The sequence below is a fragment of the Tepidibacter hydrothermalis genome (assembly GCF_029542625.1).
Taxonomy (GTDB): Bacteria; Bacillota; Clostridia; order Peptostreptococcales; family Peptostreptococcaceae; genus Tepidibacter_A; species Tepidibacter_A hydrothermalis.
Genome location: NZ_CP120733.1, coordinates 801,975 through 824,423, shown reverse-complemented (window position 1 = coordinate 824,423; position 22,449 = coordinate 801,975). Strand labels below are relative to the sequence as shown.

At 28.5% G+C, this 22,449-nt stretch carries 21 protein-coding genes and 2 riboswitches; of the genes, 2 read left to right on the top strand and 19 right to left on the bottom strand.

Translation table 11 applies throughout. From position 1 onward, the window contains the following. Nucleotides 1-10: 10 nt before the first annotated feature. From hisD to P4S50_RS03455, 12 genes are all read right to left on the bottom strand, one after another. Complete coding sequence (gene hisD / locus P4S50_RS03510) at nt 11-1,291, bottom strand: histidinol dehydrogenase (protein WP_277733143.1); 1,281 nt, start codon at nt 1,289-1,291, stop codon at nt 11-13. A gap of 1 nt (nt 1,292) precedes the next feature. Next, nucleotides 1,293-1,922 carry an ATP phosphoribosyltransferase gene (gene hisG / locus P4S50_RS03505; RefSeq protein WP_277733142.1) on the bottom strand — a complete coding sequence of 210 codons (630 nt, stop codon included), beginning with the start codon at nt 1,920-1,922 and terminating at the stop codon, nt 1,293-1,295. Beyond that, nucleotides 1,910-2,884: an ATP phosphoribosyltransferase regulatory subunit gene (locus P4S50_RS03500; protein ID WP_277733141.1), complete on the bottom strand. Its 975-nt coding sequence runs from the start codon at nt 2,882-2,884 to the stop codon at nt 1,910-1,912. The genes hisG and P4S50_RS03500 overlap by 13 nt, the downstream gene beginning before the upstream one ends. A 403-nt stretch (nt 2,885-3,287) precedes the next feature. Next, nucleotides 3,288-3,995: a 2,3,4,5-tetrahydropyridine-2,6-dicarboxylate N-acetyltransferase gene (gene dapD, locus P4S50_RS03495; RefSeq protein ID WP_277733140.1), complete on the bottom strand. Its 708-nt coding sequence runs from the start codon at nt 3,993-3,995 to the stop codon at nt 3,288-3,290. A gap of 30 nt (nt 3,996-4,025) precedes the next feature. Then, nucleotides 4,026-4,772 carry a 4-hydroxy-tetrahydrodipicolinate reductase gene (dapB, locus tag P4S50_RS03490; protein ID WP_277733139.1) on the bottom strand — a complete coding sequence of 249 codons (747 nt, stop codon included), beginning with the start codon at nt 4,770-4,772 and terminating at the stop codon, nt 4,026-4,028. After that, complete coding sequence (gene dapA, locus P4S50_RS03485) at nt 4,765-5,658, bottom strand: 4-hydroxy-tetrahydrodipicolinate synthase (RefSeq protein WP_277733138.1); 894 nt, start codon at nt 5,656-5,658, stop codon at nt 4,765-4,767. The genes dapB and dapA overlap by 8 nt, the downstream gene beginning before the upstream one ends. A 14-nt stretch (nt 5,659-5,672) precedes the next feature. Next, nucleotides 5,673-6,671 (bottom strand): aspartate-semialdehyde dehydrogenase, encoded by a 999-nt coding sequence (locus P4S50_RS03480; protein ID WP_277733137.1) that lies wholly within the window; start codon nt 6,669-6,671, stop codon nt 5,673-5,675. Nucleotides 6,672-6,741: 70 nt separating this feature from the next. Continuing rightward, a complete protein-coding gene (locus P4S50_RS03475; RefSeq protein ID WP_277733136.1) occupies nt 6,742-7,947 on the bottom strand; it encodes an aspartate kinase in 1,206 nt (401 codons plus the stop codon). 21 nt (nt 7,948-7,968) lie between these two features. Then, the gene (gene lysA / locus P4S50_RS03470) at nt 7,969-9,270 is read right to left on the bottom strand and encodes a diaminopimelate decarboxylase (protein ID WP_277733135.1); all 1,302 of its coding nucleotides are present in this window, start codon (nt 9,268-9,270) and stop codon (nt 7,969-7,971) included. Nucleotides 9,271-9,415: 145 nt separating this feature from the next. Then, nucleotides 9,416-9,587: riboswitch (Lysine riboswitch) on the bottom strand. A gap of 137 nt (nt 9,588-9,724) precedes the next feature. Next, a riboswitch (Lysine riboswitch) is annotated at nt 9,725-9,888 on the bottom strand. A gap of 202 nt (nt 9,889-10,090) precedes the next feature. Beyond that, nucleotides 10,091-10,768 carry an ABC transporter ATP-binding protein gene (locus P4S50_RS03465; protein WP_277733134.1) on the bottom strand — a complete coding sequence of 226 codons (678 nt, stop codon included), beginning with the start codon at nt 10,766-10,768 and terminating at the stop codon, nt 10,091-10,093. After that, the gene (locus P4S50_RS03460; RefSeq protein WP_277733133.1) at nt 10,768-12,405 is read right to left on the bottom strand and encodes an ABC transporter permease; all 1,638 of its coding nucleotides are present in this window, start codon (nt 12,403-12,405) and stop codon (nt 10,768-10,770) included. The genes P4S50_RS03465 and P4S50_RS03460 overlap by 1 nt, the downstream gene beginning before the upstream one ends. A gap of 75 nt (nt 12,406-12,480) precedes the next feature. Next, the gene (locus P4S50_RS03455) at nt 12,481-13,551 is read right to left on the bottom strand and encodes a Fe(3+) ABC transporter substrate-binding protein (RefSeq protein ID WP_277733132.1); all 1,071 of its coding nucleotides are present in this window, start codon (nt 13,549-13,551) and stop codon (nt 12,481-12,483) included. A gap of 238 nt (nt 13,552-13,789) precedes the next feature. Between P4S50_RS03455 and P4S50_RS03450 the strand changes: the two genes are divergently transcribed. Beyond that, a complete protein-coding gene (locus tag P4S50_RS03450; protein ID WP_277733131.1) occupies nt 13,790-14,083 on the top strand; it encodes a hypothetical protein in 294 nt (97 codons plus the stop codon). Nucleotides 14,084-14,377: 294 nt separating this feature from the next. Here the strand turns inward: P4S50_RS03450 and P4S50_RS03445 are convergent, their stop codons facing one another. The 6 genes from P4S50_RS03445 to P4S50_RS03420 all read right to left on the bottom strand — a co-directional run bounded on the left by P4S50_RS03445 (nt 14,378) and on the right by P4S50_RS03420 (nt 20,826). Then, complete coding sequence (locus P4S50_RS03445) at nt 14,378-15,529, bottom strand: pyridoxal phosphate-dependent aminotransferase (RefSeq protein WP_277733130.1); 1,152 nt, start codon at nt 15,527-15,529, stop codon at nt 14,378-14,380. A 12-nt stretch (nt 15,530-15,541) separates the two neighbouring features. Continuing rightward, nucleotides 15,542-16,504: a threonine ammonia-lyase gene (locus P4S50_RS03440; RefSeq protein WP_277733129.1), complete on the bottom strand. Its 963-nt coding sequence runs from the start codon at nt 16,502-16,504 to the stop codon at nt 15,542-15,544. Continuing rightward, nucleotides 16,497-17,636 (bottom strand): aminotransferase, encoded by a 1,140-nt coding sequence (locus P4S50_RS03435; protein WP_277733128.1) that lies wholly within the window; start codon nt 17,634-17,636, stop codon nt 16,497-16,499. Before P4S50_RS03435 ends, P4S50_RS03440 begins: the two co-directional genes overlap by 8 nt. A gap of 11 nt (nt 17,637-17,647) precedes the next feature. Further along, nucleotides 17,648-18,700, bottom strand: a complete 1,053-nt coding sequence (locus P4S50_RS03430; RefSeq protein ID WP_277733127.1) for an ornithine cyclodeaminase family protein — start codon at nt 18,698-18,700, stop codon at nt 17,648-17,650. Between the two features lie 156 nt (nt 18,701-18,856). Beyond that, a complete protein-coding gene (locus P4S50_RS03425) occupies nt 18,857-20,005 on the bottom strand; it encodes a PucR family transcriptional regulator (RefSeq protein ID WP_277733126.1) in 1,149 nt (382 codons plus the stop codon). 377 nt (nt 20,006-20,382) lie between these two features. Continuing rightward, nucleotides 20,383-20,826, bottom strand: coding sequence for a GNAT family N-acetyltransferase (locus P4S50_RS03420; RefSeq protein ID WP_277733124.1), 444 nt, complete (start codon nt 20,824-20,826; stop codon nt 20,383-20,385). 163 nt (nt 20,827-20,989) lie between these two features. On the opposite strand from P4S50_RS03420, the gene P4S50_RS03415 reads away from it, so the two are divergent. Next, entirely contained in the window at nt 20,990-21,841 is an 852-nt protein-coding gene (locus tag P4S50_RS03415; RefSeq protein ID WP_277733122.1) for a patatin-like phospholipase family protein, read from the top strand. 39 nt (nt 21,842-21,880) lie between these two features. Here the strand turns inward: P4S50_RS03415 and P4S50_RS03410 are convergent, their stop codons facing one another. Further along, nucleotides 21,881-22,417, bottom strand: a complete 537-nt coding sequence (locus P4S50_RS03410; RefSeq protein ID WP_277733120.1) for a TDE2712 family protein — start codon at nt 22,415-22,417, stop codon at nt 21,881-21,883. Nucleotides 22,418-22,449 lie beyond the last annotated feature (32 nt).

Genomic DNA, 22,449 nt, shown 5'->3' with positions numbered 1-22,449 from the left:
TTAATACCCCCTATTCAAATCTTACTTTTATGGAATTGGCATGTGCCGTTAACCCCTCATCCTCCGCAATTCTTATAATAGAATCTTTTGACTTCATTAAAGCTTCTTTGCTGTAGTATATTAAAGAAGTTTTCTTTAAGAAATCCTCAACTCCTAAAGGTGATGCAAATTTAGAAGTTGAACTAGTAGGCAACGTATGATTTGGTCCTGCAAAATAATCTCCTAATGGTTCTGGAGAAAATTCTCCAAGAAATATTGCTCCAGCATTTTTCACTTGTTTGTATAAGTCAAAAGGAGTTCTTGTAAGTATTTCTAAATGTTCTGGTGCTACTTCATTAGCTATTTTTATCGATTCATTCATAGAGCTTGTTATTATTATTGCTCCATAATTTTTAAGAGATTTTTTTATTATTTCTTTTCTTTCTAGCATTTCAACTTGTATTTTTAATTCTTCGTTTACTTTTTTTGCAATTTTTTGTGAATCTGTAACAAGTATTGATGCTGCCATTTCATCATGCTCTGCTTGAGATATTAAATCAGCAGCTATATATTTTGGATTTGCATGTTCATCTGCAATTATTAGAATTTCACTAGGTCCTGCAATCATGTCTATTCCTACATATCCAGCAACTTTCTTTTTTGCCATGGCAACATATATATTCCCAGGTCCAACTATTTTAGATACCTTGGGTATACTTTCTGTTCCAAAAGTAAGTGCCCCTATTCCCTGTGCTCCTCCTACCTTGTATATCTTATCTACTCCAGCTATAGAAGCTGCTACAAGAACAGAATCTTTTATCTTTCCTTCTTTATTAGGAGGAGTTATCATAACTATTTCCTTAACTCCAGCTATTTTTGCAGGTACTGCATTCATTAAAACAGTAGATGGATATGCTGCACTTCCACCAGGAACATATATACCAACTTTTTCTATAGGTCTTATAATTTGACCTAAAATTATATCTTCTCCATCATGTAATGTATACGATGATTTCAACTGCTTGGTGTGATATTTTTCAATATTTTCTTTAGCCCTTAAAAGATCATTTTTTAAATTATCATCTATATTTTCAAATGCATCATCTATTTCTTCTTTAGACACTAAAAAATCATCTATTTCTACTTTGTCAAACTTCAATGTATATTCTTTCAAAGCTTTATCTTTTCTTTCTCTAATATTAAATAAAATTTCATCAACTACTTTATTTACTTCTTCAAATTCAAATTGACTTCTATCTAAAAGCTTTTTTAAAAACCCGCTATCTTTTATTGAATCTATTATTCGTATCATATTATCCCTCCATATTTTCGTTTAATGATTTAATAATATTTTGAATTCTATCAAACTTAAATCTATAACTTACTCTATTAGATATTAACCTTGCACTTATATTAAACATATCTTCTATTACCTCAAGTCCATTAGCTTTTAAAGTATTTCCTGTTTCAACTAAATCAACAATCACATCAGAGAGTCCTACTAAAGGTGCTAATTCTACAGAACCATTAAGCTTTATTATCTCGATTTTTTGCTGTCTTTCGTTAAAGTATTTTTTAGCTATTTCAGGGTATTTAGTTGCAACCTTTAAAATATCATCTTTTTTATATATCTTTTCTCCTTTTATACCAGCTATTGAAAATTTACATTTACCAAATCCCAAATCAAAAATTTCATATACATTTGTATCACTTTCTAAAATTGTGTCCTTGCCCACTATTCCTAAATCTGTAACTCCTTTTTCTACATATGTAACCACATCAGATGGTTTAACATATATATAATTGATTTTGTTTATATCATCTTTAAAAATAAGCTTTCTAGAATCTAAATCTATACAATCTCCTAACCCTATTTTTTTAAATACATTATCAGCTTGTTTTCCTATTCTTCCTTTTGAAAGAGCTATAGTTATATAATCCAATTTCCATCACCTCTCTTATTTATAACTTTAATTAATTCATCTATATCTATTGAGAACCCTATTGCTGAAACTTTTTCACCAAATAACTCTGTTAAAGAATCATATCTTCCTCCACTTATAATTTCTCTATATGAATTTTCATAATAACCTTTAAATACTATCCCTTCGTAATAATCTAACTCTGCAACCATAGATAAATCAAAATGTATATTTTTTAAGTATCCATACTCTTTAATAAACTCATTCAAATCTTTAAGATCCTCTATAGATTTTTTCATTTCATCATTCATATAGAATTTTTCAGCTTTTTTTATAATTTCTTCTATATTTCCCTGGAAATCTAAAATATTAGATAATAACTCGCATATTTCTTTTTTTATATTTAAATTTCCGACATAATCTATTAGTTCGATCTTATTTTTTTTATAAATTAGACTTTTTAATTCTTTTTCAACACTTTCTTCTAAATCAATCACTCTTAATATTTCATCAACATACTTGCTGTTTCCAATTTCTAAAATAAAGCTGTTGTTATATTTTTTTAAAACCTTTAGAGCTATCCCAATCAAATCTCTATCTGCTTTCATAGACGATTCTCCTATATATTCAATTCCCATTTGTCTAAATTCCTTAATATTTAAACCAGCTTTATTTCTAAAAATTGTAGAATTATAAAACAACTTAAGCTTCAAATCGTCTTCCCATCTTGGAATCAAATTTTTTATTATGTTCATTGTAATATCTGGTCTTAAAATTAATATATTTGAATTTCCATTCAAAACCTTTACCATAGATTCTTTTTTTATTCTCTTGTTAACAGACATAAAGTTATCATAGTCTTCAAAAATCGAAGGTTCTATATTAATACATCCATCATCTATAAACATATCTTCTATTTCTCTTGTTATCTTATATCTCTTATTTAAATAATCTATTTCATCTTTAATTTTTAAAAATTCCATTAAATCTCCTACCTTTCCTTAATATACAAAAAAGCCATATAGGTATATACCTACATGGCTTTTTAATATTATAAACACTTATATTAAACCATCATAGATACAAATCCTATATTTTTTGCAAAATAACTAGGACTTGTATCTATGAACTATTTTTAGCTCATTATTACAAATCCTTAAATCTATGATGATGTCTTAAGTTTAAATTCGATTTTACTAAAACTAAATTTTTCATATTAAGCACCTCTCCTCAATTTTACTTTATCACTTTAATTCATTAAACCGTTAAATTGTTATTCATATTATAACACCTTAATAAATTTTATACAACTACTTTTTTACTTAAATTTAAAATACCCTTAGTCTATTAAGCCTAAGGTTATTTTAAATCATATATATTAACTTTTTATCCTCTTAAATCTTCCATTAATTTTGTTTTTTCTTTTGTTTTATCATCTTTCATTTTAACTATTTTAGCAGGAGATCCTGCTACAACTGCACCTTCAGGTACATCACTAGTTACAACAGCACCAGCTGCAACAACAGCTTCTTTACCTATTTTTACGCCTTCAAGTATTACTGCATTAGCTCCAATTACTACATCATCTTCTATAATAACAGGAGTTGCAGAAGGAGGCTCAAGTACTCCTGCAACAACAGCACCAGCTCCAAGATGAACATTTTTACCTACAGTTCCTCTTGCACCTACAACTGCATTCATATCTATCATTGTTCCTTCTCCAATTTCTGCTCCTATATTTATAACTGCTCCCATCATTACAACTACATTTTTCCCAATAGAAACCATGTCTCTTATAACAGCACCTGGCTCAATTCTAGCCTCTTCATATAAATAATTATACATAGGTATAGCTGAATTTCTTCTATCAAATTCTAAATGATAGTCTATTATATTTTCTTTATTCTCTTCTATTATATTTTTTACGACATCATGTTCCCCAATAAGTATATAAGAATTTCCATCTCCAAATATTTTTACATTATCATAATTTTGATTATTTATTTCACCTTTCAAATAAACTTTCACAGGTGTTTTTTTTGTAGAATTCTTTATAAATTTTGCTATTTCATATGGATCTGTCAATTTCATCATTTGTAAAGTACCTCCTAATTGTCTTATATTCTATATACTTACTACATCCTTCATATTGTAATATCCATTTTCTTTATTTACAATAAATTTAGCAGCTTTTAATGAACCTTGTGCAAATATTTCTTTTGATAAAGCTATATGATTAAGTTCTAATATTTCATCTTTACCCGCAAATATTACAGAGTGATCCCCCGCTATAGTTCCACCTCTTACTGCATGTATTCCTATTTCATTTTCTTTTCTTTTCTCATTTTTCCCATGTCTACCATAATTAAATTCATTATTTAAAACCTGTTGTATTTCATTAGCTATCATTAAAGCAGTACCACTAGGAGCATCTACTTTCTTATTATGATGTTTTTCAATTATCTCTATATCAAAGTTAGTTAAAGCCTTAGCTGAGATTTCTACCAACTTTAATATTAAATTCACTCCAACTGACATATTAGAGCTGTGGAATATAGAAACTTCTTTAGATAGTTCTTCTATCATATTAAGCTCTTCATCACTATATCCAGTAGTAGCAATAACTAAAGGAATTTTTGTGTGTTTAGAATAAGACAATAAATCTTTTAAACTATCTGGGTTTGAAAAATCAATAATAACATCCACTTTTTCTTTTACATCTAATATACTGGAGTATATAGGATAATCTATATTATCATTTTTATACTTAGATACACCTGCAACTAATTCAAAAGCCTTATCTTCCATTATTAAATCTGTCAAAACTTTTCCCATTTTCCCAAGAGAACCATTAACTATAACTTTAATCATGTGATCCTCCTAATTCAAATCCGTAATTTATTAACTCTTTCTTTAATACCTCTAAATTATCACAGTTCATTTCAACAAGTGGAAGTCTAAGATTTCCCATTTCAAACCCCAATAAATTCATAGCAGTTTTAACTGGAATAGGGTTCACTTCTATAAATAAAGCATCTATCAAACTTTTCATATCAAGTTGTAATTTTCTAGAACCTTCTATATCTCCATCAAAGTATTTAGCTACTAGATCATGAGTATCCTTTGGACATACATTAGCAACTACAGAAATCACACCAATTCCACCTAAAGATAATAAAGGTAAAATCATATCGTCATTTCCTGAATATATCCCAAAACCATCTGGACAAACCCTTGCCATTTCAGCAACTTGAGATATATCCCCACTAGCTTCTTTAACAGCTACTATATTTTTAATTTTAGCCAATTGAGCAAGTGTTGAAGGGTTTATATTAACTCCTGTTCTTCCTGGTACATTATAAACTATAATAGGTATATTTACTGAATTTGCAATAGCTTCAAAGTGAGCTATAACTCCCTTTTGAGTAGCTTTATTATAATACGGAGTTATAACTAAAAGACCATCAACTCCATATTCTTCAGCTTTTTTACTTAGATGTATTGAATGAGCTGTATTATTAGATCCCGTTCCTGCTATTACAGGTATTCTTTTATTAGTTTTTTCAACTACAAACTTTATAGTTGATAATTGTTCTTCATCACTCATTGTAGAAGCTTCTCCAGTAGTACCGCATACAATTAAAGCATCTGTTTTTTCTTTTATATGGTATTCAATAATTTCTTCTAACTTGTTAAAATCTATATTTCCATCTTTAAAAGGAGTAACTAAAGCAACACCTGAACCTTTAAATAACATTAAGATCACCCTTTCTATACTAAATTATATTTTACTAAAAGCTCAGCTATTTGAACGGTATTAGTTGCAGCACCTTTTCTTATGTTATCGGCAACTACCCACATATTAATTCCATTATCCACACTAAAATCTCTTCTAATTCTACCTACGAATACTTCATTTTTTCCTTCAGCATCTAAAGCTAGAGGATATTTATTTTCTTTTGGATTATCAACTACTACTACACCTTCCGTATTTTCTAAAATATTAAATACTTCTTCAACTTCAAATTCTTTTTCAAATTCTACATTAACAGATTCACTGTGACTATATAATACTGGAACTCTTACTGTTGTAGCAGTTATTTTAAGATCATAATCATTTAATATTTTCTTAGTTTCATCTATCATTTTCATTTCTTCTTTTGTATATCCATTATCCATAAAAACGTCTATATGTGGTAGAGCATTATAAGCTATAGGGTGAGGATATAGTTTATTTTCATTTCCTTTTAAGCCTTCTTCTAAATCTGTAATGCCTTTAACCCCAGATCCAGAAACAGCTTGATATGTTGAATAAACTATTCTTTTAATTTTAAATTTATCATGTAATGCTTTTAAAGGCACTACTGCTTGAATAGTTGAACAATTAGGATTTGCTATTATTCCATTATGTTTTTTAACATCTTCTGGATTAACTTCAGGAACTACTAGTGGGATATCTTTATCCATTCTCCAAGCACTACTATTATCTACTACAACTACCCCTTTTTCTTTGGCTATTGGAGCATATTTTTTACTAAGATCTCCCCCAGCAGAAAATAGAGCGATATCTATATCTTTATCAAAAGAATTCTCATTTAATTCTTCAATTATGTAATCTTTGCCTCTAAAATTGACAGTATTGCCAGCTGATCTCTTTGATGCCATTAAATATAGATTCTCTATAGGAAAATCTCTTTCTTCTAAAACTTTCAAAAATGTTCTTCCTACCATTCCAGTAGCTCCAACTACAGCAACATTAACTTTTTTCATTTTTATACCCCCAATTTAAATTTATTTAACTATAGTTATGGGTATTAGCCTATAACTATATAAAATCATCCTATAAATCAAATTCTTTTGCTATTATAGTTATTGCTTTGCCTTTATCTCTTGAATCTATAGTGTAAGATATACTTATTTCAGAAGTTGTAACTTGCTTAAATTCAATATCATTGTCTGCAAATATTTTGAATACCTTAGCTGCAACTCCTGATTGATTCATCATACCTATTCCAACAACAGATATCTTAGTTATATTAGATTCCACATGTATTTCTATATCTTCCATTTCCTTTTTTAATTCATTTATTACATTATGAACAATACCTATATCATCTCTAGATGTAGTAAAAGAAACATTTACATATCCATCCTTAGGTGCTGTTTGACTTATCATATCTACGTTAACATTACTTTGTGATAGTCTATCAAATATAGTTGCTATATTCTTAGAATTATATAAAACATTATTAATAGTAATCATTAAAACATCATCAGTACTCGTAAGACCTGTTATCACTTTTTGTTCCATATTCTCATCATACTCCTTTATATAAGTTCCTTTTATATTTCCTTTATTTAATGCAACATAAATAGGTATATCATATTTAAAACCTATTTCAACTGCTCTTGTTTCCATTACACCCGCTCCTAAACTCGATAACTCCATCATTTCCTCATAGCTTATATAGTCTAATTTTTTAGCGTTAGGATAAACTCTAGGATCAACACCATAAATTCCTTCTACATCAGTATATATTTCGCAAGTACAGTTAAGCTTTGCAGCTAAAGCAACCGCTGTAGTGTCTGATCCTCCTCTTCCCAAAGTAGTTATATCACCATTTTCATTCATACCTTGAAAACCTGCTACAACTACTATTTTTCCTTCTGTTAAATGCTTTTCAATAATATCGATATTAATTTCTGCAACACGATTTTTAGTATGAAGTCCTTCTGTTTTTATTCCTGCCTGAAAACCAGTTAAGGATATTGAATCATATCCCTGTTCCTTAAATATCATTGACAACAATGAAATAGAAACTTGTTCTCCTGTAGACAGAAGCATATCTAACTCTCTTTTACATGGATTTTGTGAAATTTCTTTAGCCATTTCAACAAGTCTATCTGTGCTTTTTCCCATAGCAGAAACTACAACTACCACATCATTTCCTTTGTCTCTTTGGTCTATTACTCTTTTTGCAATCTCTTTCATTTTATCTATACTTCCTACAGAAGTTCCACCGTATTTTTGAACTATTATAGCCACATTAATTGCCCCCTTTAATTTTTAAAGTAATATATCATTTCTAATAAGATCTTCGTAGGTCTCTCTTTTAACGGCAAGTCTTGATTCTCCATCTTTAACGAATACTACTGCTGGCTTTAAAATTCTATTATAGTTACTTGACATGCTGTAATTATATGCACCAGTGCTTAAAACAGCTAAAACATCATTTCTTTCAACTTTTGGAAGTTCAATATCTTTTATTATAATATCTCCAGACTCGCAACATTTTCCTGCGACAGTATATATTTCTTCATATTCAAAATTCATTTTATTAGCAACAACAGCTTCATATTTAGCATCATATAGTGCTGTTCTTGGATTGTCAGTCATACCTCCATCAACAAACATATATTGTTTACCTCCATATGTTTGTTTAGTTCCTCCTATTTTATAAAGTGTAGTTCCTGCATTAGCAACTATAGATCTTCCTGGTTCTATCATTAACTTTGGAATACTCATATTCATATTTTCTATTCCATCTTTTATTAATCTAAGTAGAGTATTAAGACATCTTTTTATATCCATTTGATCATCTTCCTCAGAATAACGAACTCCAAACCCTCCTCCTAAATTTAATTCTTTAGTAATAAAATTGCACTTATTTTCTATTTCTTTCATAAACTCAATCATAACTAAAGCACTTGAATAGAATGAATTTTCTTCAAAAATTTGAGATCCTATGTGACAATGAAATCCCTTTAAATTTACTCTATTGCTCATTTGAAATTTATTTATTATAAACTGAATATCCTCACTAAATATTGATTCACCAAACTTTGAATCGTTTTTAGAAGTCTGAATATACTTATGTGTATGTGCTTCTATACCTGGATTTACTCTTAATAATACATCTATATTTTTATCTAATTCTTCACATAAAATTTCTAATAATTCTAGTTCTTGTCTATTGTCTACTATTATTCTGCCTACACCTGATTTAATTGCAAAAATCAATTCATCTTCCGTTTTATTGTTTCCATGCATATAGATTTTACTTGGAGGAAAATTTGCTTTTAAAGCTGTATACAGTTCTCCCCCAGATACAACATCTAAAGATAATCCTTCTTCTTTTATTATTTTGCATATAGCTACATTTAAAAATGCTTTAGAAGCGTATATTACTTCCGTATCAATACCTTCCATTAAAAAATTCCCATTAAATAATTTGCAATTATTCCTAACTAGTTCTTCATCCATTACGTATAATGGAGTTCCATACTCATTAGCTAAATCAACAGCATCACAATTTCCGATTTCAAAATTTCCTATATCATTTATATTCATAGTTCCAAATAATTTCATTATAGCGTCACCTCTTCTTATATAGTTTTAACTTTTCCTGCTTTTTTATATATAAAAAAAACAGTTATGAGCAAAAGGCACTCACAACTGCTTTATACAAAATCTAAATATATTTTATACAAAAACAATAATTCCTTTTGCCCCAATATGATAAGTCCTCCTTTAGAAAATTGGGCTATTTTCTAAAGACAGTACTATGCTTATTCAACATAGCCCCAATACGTAAATTCTAAGAATCTATGTATTTCGGCAGTTGGACCTTTCGAGTATATAATTTATATACTGTACTCTTTACAACCGCGGCCTCTATATCATATTGTTTATATTATTTTATTTTGAAAGTCACAGCTTTTTTTGTATATAAAAAAGCAGTTATGAGCAAAAGGTACTCATAACTGCTTTATACAAAACTAAAATACTGTTTTATAATAAAACATCTATTCCTTTTGCCCCAACATGATAAGTCCTCCTTTAGAAAATTGGGCTATTCTCTAAAGACAGTACTATGCTTATTCAACATAGTCCCAATACATAAATTCTATGTATTTCGGCAGTTGCACCTTTCCAATATATATCATATATACTGTACTTTTTACACCTGCGGCCTCTATATCACATTGTTTATATTATTTTTTATAATTTACGTTACGAATTTAAAAAATTTACATTTAAAATATTTCAAAGAAAGTTTTTTATATTTTCTGATTAATTGCTTAAAAGAATTCTAACAGATATTATACTAAGAGTCAACAATATTTTTTTATTATTTTATTAAATCTTCATTTTTAACTGTAATGCTTTGAAGACTCAAAGAGATTAACTACAGTATTTCCTTTGGACTTCCCACTTTAACAAGTTCGCCTTCTTTTAATATTATTACTCTATGAGCTATATTTATTGCATCTTCTTTGTCATGTGTAACAAATATAGATGTTATACCTGATTTATCTATTATTTTCTTCAACTCTTCCCTTATTTTACCCTTTAAATTTGCATCTAAATTACTAAACGGTTCATCCATTAAAAGAAGAGATGGCCTTGGTGCTAAAGCTCTAGCTAATGCTATTCTCTGCTGTTGCCCACCGCTTAATTCATGAGGATATCTTTTTTTATAACCTTCTAAATCTACTAAATTTAACACTTCATTTACTCTGATTTCCTTTTCTTTTGATTTCATATCTTTAAGACCAAACTTTATATTTTGACCAACTGTCATATGAGGAAACAAAGCATAGTCTTGAAATACCATTCCAACACCTCTTTTTTCTGGTTGTATAAAATTATTTTTATCAACCAAAACCCTATTATCTACTTTTATATGCCCTGAACTTGGAATTTCAAGACCAGAGATGAGTCTAAGTATTGTACTTTTTCCACTTCCACTCTCTCCTAAAATAGCGATTATTTCTCCTTTTTTTATATCTATACTAAAATTATCTATAGTTTTTTCTTTTGAATTTTTATAATTAAAATCTAAATTTTTTATATCAATATACATTAAGCACTCTCCTTATCCCCTATTTTGTAAAATAAATAAATCGAAATAAAACTGATTATAATTATTACAAGAGACGGTATAGATGATTCTGGAATCATTTCATCATTTGCATATTCAAAAACCTTTGTCGGTAATGTATTGAAATTAAACGGTCTCAAAATCAAAGTCAGAGATAACTCTTTTAAAACATCTACAAAAACTAATAAAAAAGCACTCAGTACAGCCGGCTTTATCATTTTTAAATCCACCTTAAAAAAAGTTTGAGTTACACTCATTCCTAACATTCTAGATGCTTCAAAAAATTTCTTACCTACTTTTTCAAAACCAGACTCTATAGAATTATATCCAACAGCTAAAAACCTTATCATATAAGCAAAAATAAGCATAATAAGACTAGTACTCAGTAACATCTTTTTAGAATCACTATCTATCATTTTATATATCCAATAAAAATTCTTATCTATTTTTATAAAAAACATTATTACACTTATAGCGATTACAGCAGCTGGTATAGAATATCCAATCAGTGTAGCCTTTGAGTACAACTTAGAAATAAAATTTTCGTTTATTCTACAATAATTAGCTATTACTACAGCCATTATAACAACAAGACTTGCAGCAATTGCAGCTACTCCAAAAGAATTGAATATAAGGTTGAAAAATTCAATATTTAATATCTTTTTATAAGTTAATGTACTCCAATAAATTAACTGAATAGTAGGTATTAAAAAACCAATACTAAATATAAAAAAACAATACCCAAATGCCAAATTTGATTTAAATCCTTTAAGTTTTATTCTTGAGATAGGTCTTATCTTTGTATTTGTAGAGCTGAATTTCTTATTTCCTCTCAAAACCTTTTCTGATATAAGTATCATTATAACTATTAACATCAATACACCAGATAATCTAATAGCAGAATCTGTATCTCCCATACCAAACCAAGTTTTAAATATCGCTGTGCTGAATGTAGGTATTCCAAAGTATTGTACAACACCATAATCATTCAAAACTTCTAATACAACAAGACTTGCTCCACCTATTATAGCTCCTCTAGAAATAGGCATTACTACAAATATAAAGATATCTATTAAATTCCGCCCTAACACTCTGGCATTTTCTATTAAAGCTGCTGATTGCTTTTCTAAAAAAGACCTTGTAATTATATATACATACGGAAATAACGATATTGTAAATATGAATACAGCTCCTTTAATAGACATAATATCAAAGTATTTCTGATCTATTTTCATATTAAAACTATTTCTCAAAAATGTTTGAATAACACCTGTGTAATTAAGTATTCCATTATAAGTATATGCACCTATATAAGATGGTATTGAGAGAGGTAAAATAAGACCCCATTTAAAAAATGATCTCATAGGAAATTCATATACTGATATAATCCATGCCAAGCTTACACCTATAATAACTGTAAATAATCCAGTAAAAATAACTAAGGTCATAGAATTTAATATATAGCTCTTTAGCATGTATTCTTTTATATGAAACCAGTTTTCATTTGGTTTTTGAAAAATGCTAATAAATATATTTATATTTGGCATTATAACTAAGGCTATAAATACAAAGCTTAGTATTGACCATATATTAAAATTCTGCTTTCTATATTTAATCAAATTAGTACACTTCCTTTTCATATATTAATTATTAAAAGCCTCATATTGTTTTTACAATATGAGGCTTTGTATTAATTACTTCCAGCCAATTTCATTAAATATTTCTACTGCTTTTTTATTGTTTTCTCCTAATTTATTTAAGCTTATATTTTGATCTTTAAACTCACCCCATGATTTTAATAATTCTGAAGGCTCTACATTAGGATTTGCAGGATACTCGTAGTTTGCATTAGCAAATATACTTTGAGCTTTTTCATTTGATAAAAATTCTATAAATTTAACTGCATTATCTTTATTATTAGCATTTTTAGTAACTCCAGCACCACTTACATTTATATGCGTTCCAGTAGTGTCTTGATTTGGGAAGAACACACTAACTTGCTCTCCTACTTTTACTTCTTCTGGGTCTGATGAGTTTAGCAATTTACCTAAATAATAAGTATTCATTATAGCTATATCACCTTCACCAGCTACAACTGCTTTAGCTTGATCTCTATCATTTCCTTTTGGATCTCTAGCCATATTGTCAACTAATCCTTTTGCCCATTCTTTAGCTTTTTCTTCTCCATTTATTTCAATAAAAGATGCAAGTAAAGATTGATTATAAGTGTTTGATGATGATCTTACTAATATTTTTCCTTTCCATTTAGGATTAGTTAAATCTTCATACGTAGATAATTCTGATGGGTTAACTCTATCTTTAGAGTAAACTATAACTCTTCCTCTTTTAGTTAATCCATACCACTCATTATCTTTATCTCTTAAGTTTTCTGGAATGTTGTTATTTAAAACTTCACTTTCTACAGACTGTAATAACTCTTGTGATTTAGCTCTATGTAATCTTGCTGCATCCGCTACTATAAGTACATCAGCTTCTGTATCTTCACCTTCTCTATCAAGTCTTTCAATTAATTCATCACTTTTTCCTTCAACTACATTTACTTTTATACCTGTCTCTTCTGTAAATATTTTATAAAGCTCTTTATCAGCATCATAATGTCTAGATGTATATACATTAACCACTTTTTCCTCATTACTTTCATTGCCCTCGTTGCTACTTGTACTCTCTTGTTTAGTAGTACAACCTACAAGTAATACTATTGAAAATGCCACAGTTAAAACAGTTAATAATAATTTCTTTCTCATGTCTTGTTTCCTCCTTAGTTTGTAAAGATAATTATTTCTAATCGATATCAATTATCGTTTTCGTTGTCATAATGATAATAACCCATTATCATTATGATGTCAACAATATTTCATATGTAATGTTTTACCAATAAAAATAATCTTATTGTTTCTTTTAATTTATTTTACATTTAATTGTATTTTTGTTATATTTAACATAATACATTTTAAACTTTATATACTAAAAGGAGGACTTAATATGGATTTATTCAAAAAAAAGAATCTCTATAGAGTAGAGATAATAAAGAGATGTTATCCAAATATTATACTTAATGGATACAATAACCCTATGCCTTCATTTGATACAGTAGGAGAAAAAGGTAATGTTTTTCAAATACCTCCAGGTATTAAAGGATGGGTGATCGAGAAATTTGGCAAGAAATACTTTAGACCCGATGAAGATCAAGAAGGATTAGAACTATTCACAATTCCTCATCAGCCTATAGCTTTAATAGATTATAAATATATAGAGGGCAATTATAAGCGTATATAATTTATAATTTCTTCTTTACTAATATTTTTTATTAATTGAAATCATACAATTTACGCAGAAATCAAAACTGACGCTTATTTAAATGTTAGCTACTTTTTTGTTAATATTTTTCTATCAAACTTAGATTGTGATGTTTAAATATACGTTAAAAAACTTATTTGTTTGACCGTAAGGAAGTTTAATAAGTTTTAGGATATTTAATAAGTCACAATCTATAGTTTGATTAAAATATTAACTAAGTAGCGTTATTTCAATAAGTGTCAGTTTTAGATCAAGCACCAATCAATTATGCTTTTAAAATATGTCCATAGTACTTATCCTATCAAATGCCTCTTTCAATACATCTATACTCTGAGTAACAGCTATTCTTATATAACCACTTCCACTTTCCCCAAAGGCTTCACCAGCAATAGTTAAAACATGTGCTTCATTTAAAATTCTATCTACAACTTCCTTTGTTGTAAGCCCTGTTCTTTTTATATTTACAAATAAATATATACTTCCTTTTGGCTTAATAACAGACATATTTGGAATACTTTTTATTCTTTCATATGCATAATAAATTCTTTTTCTATACTCATCTTTTATACTCGGCTGAACTTTATTTCTCATATCAAGAGCATGAATAGCAGCCCTTTGAGATATTGAAGGAGCTGTAAATACACTATTTTCATTTATGCTTCTTATAGTCTGTATAATATAATCAGAACCTAATATATAACCTATTCTCCAACCAGTCATAGCATAATCCTTTGAAAAACTGCCTATAGTTATTGTTCTCTCCCTCATTTTATCTAGAGTAGTTATAGGAATAAACTCGTCTTCATACATAAATAGTGTATATATATCATCTGCAATAACTACTATATCTTTTTCTATGCAGATCCTTGCTATATCCTGTAATGTATTTTTATCAAAGCAAGCTCCAGTTGGATTATTTGGAGTGTTTATTATTATAGCTTTAGTTTTATCAGTTATAGATTTTTCTAGATTATCTATATTTATTTTAAATTCATCTTCCTCATATGTTTTTAAAAATATAGGATTTCCTCTTGCCATTTCCACCTGTTCTTTATACGGAGTAAAATATGGTTCATGTATTATAACTTCATCCCCATCATCCAGTATAGCTTCAAGTACCAAATACATTGCATGGCATCCACTCGTCGTTATCATACATTCTTTAGTATCTATATTATATGAATATTGTTCTTTGTAATAATTACATATTTTCTCTCTAAGTTCTAAATATCCTAAGGAATCAGTGTAGTGTGTATGACCATCTCTAGCATCTTCAAAGGCTTTATCTATTATCCTAATGTCAGTATTAATATCAGGATCTCCAAGGCTTAAGTCTATAAGATCTTCATACTCATTAGTATGATTCATACTCTCAGCCATTGGTGTAATTGTTTTACTAGAGTATCTTTTAGATATATACTTCATACAATCAACCCCTTAATATTCATTCAATATATCTATCATAAGTTGTTCATCTATATTTCCACCAGATATAACTAAGGCTGCATTTTTTCCCTTTATTATATCTGGGTTTTGAAGTATTGCTCCAACACATATAGCACTAGACGGCTCTGCTACTATTTTTTCTTTTTTAATCATATGAGCTATACCTTTTTTTATAAATTCTTCATCTACCTCTACTATTTCATCTATGCACTGTCTTCCCATTTTAAATGCAATTTCTCCAACGCCTCCAATTAAGGCTTCACATACAGAGTCTTCGCTTGGGTAAGTTTCATAAAAAATATCATCCTCTAAAGCTTTTACCATGGCAGGACACGCTTTTGTCTGAAGCCCAATAATCTTAACATCTGGATTAATATGTTTTGCTGCAACACTTATTCCTGTTATAAGACCTCCTCCGCCTATTGGTACTAATATAGTATCTATATTTGGATTTTGTTCAAATATCTCAATACCTATTGTTCCTTGACCACAATACACTACTTCATCTCTTGAAAATGCATCTACATAGACCATGTCATTTTCTTTTATGTGAGCCATGGCATACTCATAAGCATCATCAAAAGTATCCCCAACAATTTCAACACTTGCTCCAAAATAATTTATCTTATCTATTTTAGCCTTTGGAGTATTCTTAGGAACAAATACTAAAGAATTCTTAATCCCCATAACACCACACGCATAACTAAGTGCTATAGCATGATTTCCGGAAGATACAGCAACTACACCCTTTTCCTTTTGATCATCAGTTAAAGATGTAAGCTTACTCATAACCCCTCTTATTTTAAAACTTCTTACACTCTTTTGTAGTGATTCTAATTTAAAATAGCAGTTAGTATCTTCATCACTTAAATATATAGATTGTTCTAGAGGAGTCATATATACCTTATCTTTAATCCTTCTTCTACTATTTTCTATACCTTCATAACTAAACATTAGACTTCACCACATCTAATTCTTTTAAAAACTCAGATATCTTCTCAAGTCCAACCTTTATAATCTCAGGACTATTAGCAAATCCAAGTCTCACATATCCTTCCATATCAAGTGAGCTACCAGGAACTAACATAACACTTTTTTCTTTTAATAATCTAAGACAAAGTTCTTCTGATTTCATATCAAAATTATATTTTAAGAAAGCTGTAGTTCCAGCCTTTGGCTTTATATAATTTATAAGCGGCTCATTTTTCACCCATTCATCAACAAGCTCTACATTACCTCTAACTATCTCTAAATTTCTCTTAACTATTTTGTCCTTATTCTCAAGTGCAACAACCGAAAGTCTATCATCTATCATTCCACAGCTTATAGTATTATAATCTCTTCTCTTATTAACTCTTTTTATAAAATCCTTAGGGCCTGCTACCCATCCAATTCTAAGTCCTGCTAAAGAGAACGTTTTAGACATACTACCAGTAGATATTCCTTTTTCATACAAATCAACTATAGACTTTGTAAAATTTTCTCCCTTGTGATTTAATCCTCTATATACTTCATCACAAAGAACATACGCATCACATTCTTTAGCTATATCAACTATCTTCTTTAAAAATTCCTCATCCATTAAAGCTCCAGTTGGATTATTAGGATTATTTATACATATTAGCTTAGTTTTATCATCTATGTAAGATTTGAGTTCTTCTAAATCAGGTAAAAACTCATTCTCAGGTCTTAGCTTTAATATTTTAACGTTAGCACCGATTGATTCTGGAATAGAATAATGCTGTTGATAAGTAGGTAACACCGATATAACAGTATCTCCAGGCTCAACCAAAGTTTCAATACTAAGTGAATTTGCACCTATTGCTCCATGAGTTACAGTTATATTCTCTACATCAATTTTTTCATAAAGAGATGAAATCTCATTTCTAAGTTTAACTGACCCCTCAATTTCTCCATAAGTTAATTTCATATTATATATTTCATCTAATAAAGCGTCTTTATTTCCACTATAATCTAATAATTGATTTACAGTTAATGACTCAACACAAGTTTCAGCTAAGTTATAATCACAATCATTTTCATAAAGTCCCATCCAAATCTCAACACCAAAATCTTTAATCTTCATTACAATCCCCCCTATAAATCTACTACCACACCTAAATTTTTCTCTTTTGCAGCATCTAATACAATTTTAGATGTCATAAGATCTTGTAGTGCTATACCTGTAGTATCATAAACAGTTATATCATCTTCACTCAATCTTCCTTTTTCCTTACCTACTATTACATCACCTATTTCACAAATTATATCTTCTTTACTTATAGTTTTATTTTTAATTCCAATCTCAATTTCTCCTACATCAAGGGCTTGATTCATATCATCTACATAAACTCTAGCACAAGCCAATATATTTTCATCTATTTCCTGTTTTCCATTCATGTCAGATCCTACACAACTAAAATGAGTTCCTTTCTTAACCCATTCTTTCTTAATAAGTGGTTTTCTAGATGGTGTTGCAGTTATTATTACATCACTTATCTTAACTGCTTTTTCTAAATCATCTACACCTTCAAAATTTACATTGAACTTCTTAGATATCTCATCATATAAATCTGTATTTTCATACTTAGATAAAAACTTATCCTTTAATAATTCTTTCATAGATTCAGCAAGCTTCTTTGCATTGTTCGAATCAATAGGATCATATATTCTAACATTTTTTATATTTTGCATACTTATCAATGTTGCAGCTATTTGGAAAGTAGCCTGATGACCTGCTCCAACCATTAATAAATCAGCAGAATTTTCTCTTGCTAAGTACTTAGCTCCTATAGCCCCAGCAGCTCCAGTTCTCATTCCTGTTATATACTCAGCGTTTAACATTCCTATAGGCATTCCTGTTTTACTATCAAACACCATAGTAGTTCCAATTAACATTGGTAACTTCTTATCTTCATTATCCTTAAACCAAGAAACCACTTTAAGACCGAATATATCTTCTCCTTTAAGATGTCCTGATTTAATATCCATATCAGCAACACCTCTTTCAAACTCATGAAATACCATATCAAATACTTCGGTCTTTTCATTTGATTTCAATCTATAAACCTCTTCTATAGCCCCAACAACCTGCTTCATATCTATAACTTGCTTTATAACCTCTTCATTTAAAACTCTAACCTTAAACATCTAAACTCCTCCTCGTATTTTTTGTACTAAAAAAGAGAAAAACTGATTTATTTTTCTCTTTTATATCTATATTCAAGTATTCAATTTTTAAACACACTTTGCCTTTGTAATTTTTAATAATAAAAGGAGTTATATTTGTAATTTTTACAAACCTTTTTATGAATCATTTTCTAATATCTTATATATCTTTATTGCAATAGATAATTGTTCGTTGAAGCTTGCCTCTAAATTATCCATTTTCAATATTTCTTTCATTTTATTTATTCTGTATCTTATCGTATTTCCGTGCTGAAACATAGAATCTGATGTTTGCTTTATATTACAGTCACACTCTATATATTTTATTGCAGTATCTAAAATATTGGAGTTAAATCTCACATCATAATCTTTCAAAGGATTTATTATATCCTCATAGAAATTTTTTGCCCATACAGTATCTATAAAAGGCATTATCATCTTATATATTCCTATATCTCTATAATAAATTTTTTCATCTTTTTCAGTTACATTATACTTCATGCAATATAAACTTTCTTGTATAGCAGTATTTATATATTTTAAAGAATGATTATTGCTAATTCCTATATAATAATTATTTTTATTTAAATTAACACAATTTAAATAATCATATAATCTAGTTTTGACATCTTTCTCATAACTATAAATGACAAGTATGCCCATCTTGTATTTTAAAATAGATACGCCTATATCTATATTGTTAAATCTTTTAATATTTTCTACTATATCTATAATATTTTCTTCACTTAAATATTTCCTTGGTCTACAATATGATATAACTACATTTTCATTAAAACAACTATTTATTTCAAGAGCTAGCTGCCTTATTACTCCTTTACTTAAATCCGAATTTATTATTACATCAATCTTACTTTCAATCAATCTATGATTATCTTTGTTTCTTATACAGTCCATAATGTCAGTTATTACATCCTCAAACATAATATCCTTGTCGAATACGAATATTGGCAATGCATTTTCATTGGCATAATCTATTATTTCATCAGGCAAATTATCATAATATACATTCTTTATAGCCAAAGCACCAACAAAACTTTCAACTAATAAATCTATAGATTTTTTAACAAGATTTATATCATCTTTTGCAAAGAAAAAACTAGTAATAACAAAGTCTCCTCTATTAAATAGCCCCTCAAAATCATCCATAACCTCATATTCTAATATTCCAACCTTATCTATATCATTATCAATACCACTAGCTCCAGCTATAAGCCTGAATTTTTTAAAATTATCAAGTTTAATTATTTCTCTTACTTTAACTCCCATATAATTCCTCCTCAGCAAACATTACATCTTTATTTTAAGATTCTTAAATTCATACTTTTTTGATTTTATGTACATTATTTATAACAAATATAACTTAAAAATGACGCTCATTTAAATGTTAACTACTTTTTCCTTATTATTTTACTATAAAACTTAGATTGCTACGTTTAAATAGACGTTAAAAAACTTCATTGTTTGAACATAGTGAGTTTATGAAGTTTTAGGATATTTAATAAGAAGTAATCTTTAGTTTTATTAAAATATTAACTAAATAGCGGTATTTCAATGAGTGTCATTTTTCACTCAACATCTAATATACTCATGAAATTAGCTTTTAAAAATATAAGAAAACCCGCTATTTAAAAGCGGGTATATATCTATTTACTATAAAGCATCTCTACATGTTCAATTCCATCTTCTAAATAAACATCCGATACTTCTTTAAATCCTAACTGTTTATAAAAATCAACCAAATACTTTTGTCCAGATATCCTTATTGATTTTTCATTTAATTTTCTCTCTATAAAATCAATGGCTATTACCATCATTTCTCTAGCTAGACCTTTTTTTCGCCTATTCTTAGATACTAAAACTCTGCCTATAGACATCTCATCATACGATATTCCCCTAGGTATTATTCTTAAATAGCAAAGTACTTCTCCATCATGTTCTAAAAATAAATGATATGATATTTCATCTTTTCCATCGCAATCCTGGTAAAGACATTCTTGTTCCAATACAAAAACTTCACTTCTCACTTGTAAAATTTTATATAACTCTTCTATATTTAATTCCTCAAATTTCTTCAATACCCAATTCACGCATTTTCCTCCTCAGTAATATAAAAACTATTTCCCCAGTTAAATATTAGCAAATATACATTTTGCATTCAATAGAACTAAATGTTCATTTTTAAATATATTATATTTTTTGTCAAAAAGTAAATAATATGTATATGATATATTAACAAAAGAGGGTGAAGTCATGAAAAATATTGGTTTAATATTACCAGGTGGAGGAATGAGAGGCGTTTATACCTCCGGTGTTATAGATTTTTTTATAGAAAAAAATCTAAGATTTCCTTATACTATAGGTGTATCTGCTGGAGCTTGTAATGGATCGGCTTATATATCTAATCAACATGGATTCGGAAAAATACTTTATACTAAGTATTTAAACGACAAGAGGTATTTTGATTTAAGAAATTTATTTAGACAGAATAAAACAGTTCTTGGAATGGATTTTATATTCGATGAAATTCCAAACAAACTAGAACTATTTGATTTCGATTCTTTTAATAAAGCTCCCGAAAAACTAATTATAACTACTACTAATTGTGTAAATGGTGAATCTGTATATATAGACAGGCATAATTGTGATGACTTATTGAAAGTTATAAGAGCTTCTTGTAGTTTACCTTTCGTAAGTCCTATTGTAGAATATGACAAAATGCAGCTTTTAGATGGCGGGATTTCAGATCCAATCCCTATAAAAAAATCTCAGAATGATGGAAACAATAAAAATATAGTAATTCTTACAAGCCAGGAAGAATCAAGTAAAAAGCCTAGATATCTAAAGAGACTTGCTAAAAAGTTTTATACAGATAACATTACTCTAGTAGAAGCTATAGATAATTGCTATGATGTATACAACGATTCATTAAAATATGTTAGTGAACAACAAAAAAATGGCAAAGCTTTTGTTATATCACCAAGTCAACCTGTAAAATTGAATACGCTTGATAAGAATTATAAAAATATAAATAGTTTATATGAACTTGGATACAAAGATGCTTCAAACTCCTATAATAAGATGATAGACTACATTAAAAATTAAAATTCATTTTATGCTAAAAGGGGACTACAAATGTAGCCCCTATTTTACTATTTCTATAAGTTTTTCCTTTATAAACTCTTTTATATCCATATCTTCTATAGTAACCTTAGTTTCATCAAATAAGTCAGGCTTTACTCTAAAGAAATTCACTATAAGCTTGTCTCCTTGTATCTTATATACATCATGATTCCAAGGTACAAATACAACCTCAAGCTCTTCATAGTTAGAGTTGTTATTTTCATTCAATTCATCTATTACAGAATCTAGATTCAATACTTTAACAGGAGATACCATCATATTAGTATACTCTAAATCTTCCATCATCCACATATTATTGTTCCAAAACTTTCTAGATTTTTTATTTGTAGTATTTAATAACTCTACATTTGATATTGCACTTAATACTGTTCTAACTTCTTCATCACCAAATTCACTATCATATATAAGCTTCATATCATCGTATTGAGATATATCATTTATGTAAGCTTCTCCAACCTTCTCTTTTTCACTTGTAGCCTGCCAGAAATAAAGCATACTCTCAATAACATCTAATTTAACCTTTATTCTTTTGATCACAATAACGCCCCCTTAGTTTGAATTTTCTGCAT

Coding starts and splice junctions, on each gene's coding strand:
- hisD (WP_277733143.1), bottom strand. CDS start 1,291: ATGATACGAATAATAGATTCAATAAAAGATAGCGGGTTTTTAAAAAAG.
- P4S50_RS03500 (WP_277733141.1), bottom strand. CDS start 2,884: ATGGAATTTTTAAAAATTAAAGATGAAATAGATTATTTAAATAAGAGA.
- dapD (WP_277733140.1), bottom strand. CDS start 3,995: ATGATGAAATTGACAGATCCATATGAAATAGCAAAATTTATAAAGAAT.
- dapB (WP_277733139.1), bottom strand. CDS start 4,772: ATGATTAAAGTTATAGTTAATGGTTCTCTTGGGAAAATGGGAAAAGTT.
- dapA (WP_277733138.1), bottom strand. CDS start 5,658: ATGTTATTTAAAGGTTCAGGTGTTGCTTTAGTTACTCCTTTTAAAGAT.
- P4S50_RS03480 (WP_277733137.1), bottom strand. CDS start 6,671: ATGAAAAAAGTTAATGTTGCTGTAGTTGGAGCTACTGGAATGGTAGGA.
- lysA (WP_277733135.1), bottom strand. CDS start 9,270: ATGAAATTATTTGGAACTATGAATATAAATGATATAGGAAATTTTGAA.
- P4S50_RS03465 (WP_277733134.1), bottom strand. CDS start 10,768: ATGTATATTGATATAAAAAATTTAGATTTTAATTATAAAAATTCAAAA.
- P4S50_RS03455 (WP_277733132.1), bottom strand. CDS start 13,551: ATGAGAAAGAAATTATTATTAACTGTTTTAACTGTGGCATTTTCAATA.
- P4S50_RS03450 (WP_277733131.1), top strand. CDS start 13,790: ATGGATTTATTCAAAAAAAAGAATCTCTATAGAGTAGAGATAATAAAG.
- P4S50_RS03445 (WP_277733130.1), bottom strand. CDS start 15,529: ATGAAGTATATATCTAAAAGATACTCTAGTAAAACAATTACACCAATG.
- P4S50_RS03440 (WP_277733129.1), bottom strand. CDS start 16,504: ATGTTTAGTTATGAAGGTATAGAAAATAGTAGAAGAAGGATTAAAGAT.
- P4S50_RS03435 (WP_277733128.1), bottom strand. CDS start 17,636: ATGAAGATTAAAGATTTTGGTGTTGAGATTTGGATGGGACTTTATGAA.
- P4S50_RS03430 (WP_277733127.1), bottom strand. CDS start 18,700: ATGTTTAAGGTTAGAGTTTTAAATGAAGAGGTTATAAAGCAAGTTATA.
- P4S50_RS03425 (WP_277733126.1), bottom strand. CDS start 20,005: ATGGGAGTTAAAGTAAGAGAAATAATTAAACTTGATAATTTTAAAAAA.
- P4S50_RS03415 (WP_277733122.1), top strand. CDS start 20,990: ATGAAAAATATTGGTTTAATATTACCAGGTGGAGGAATGAGAGGCGTT.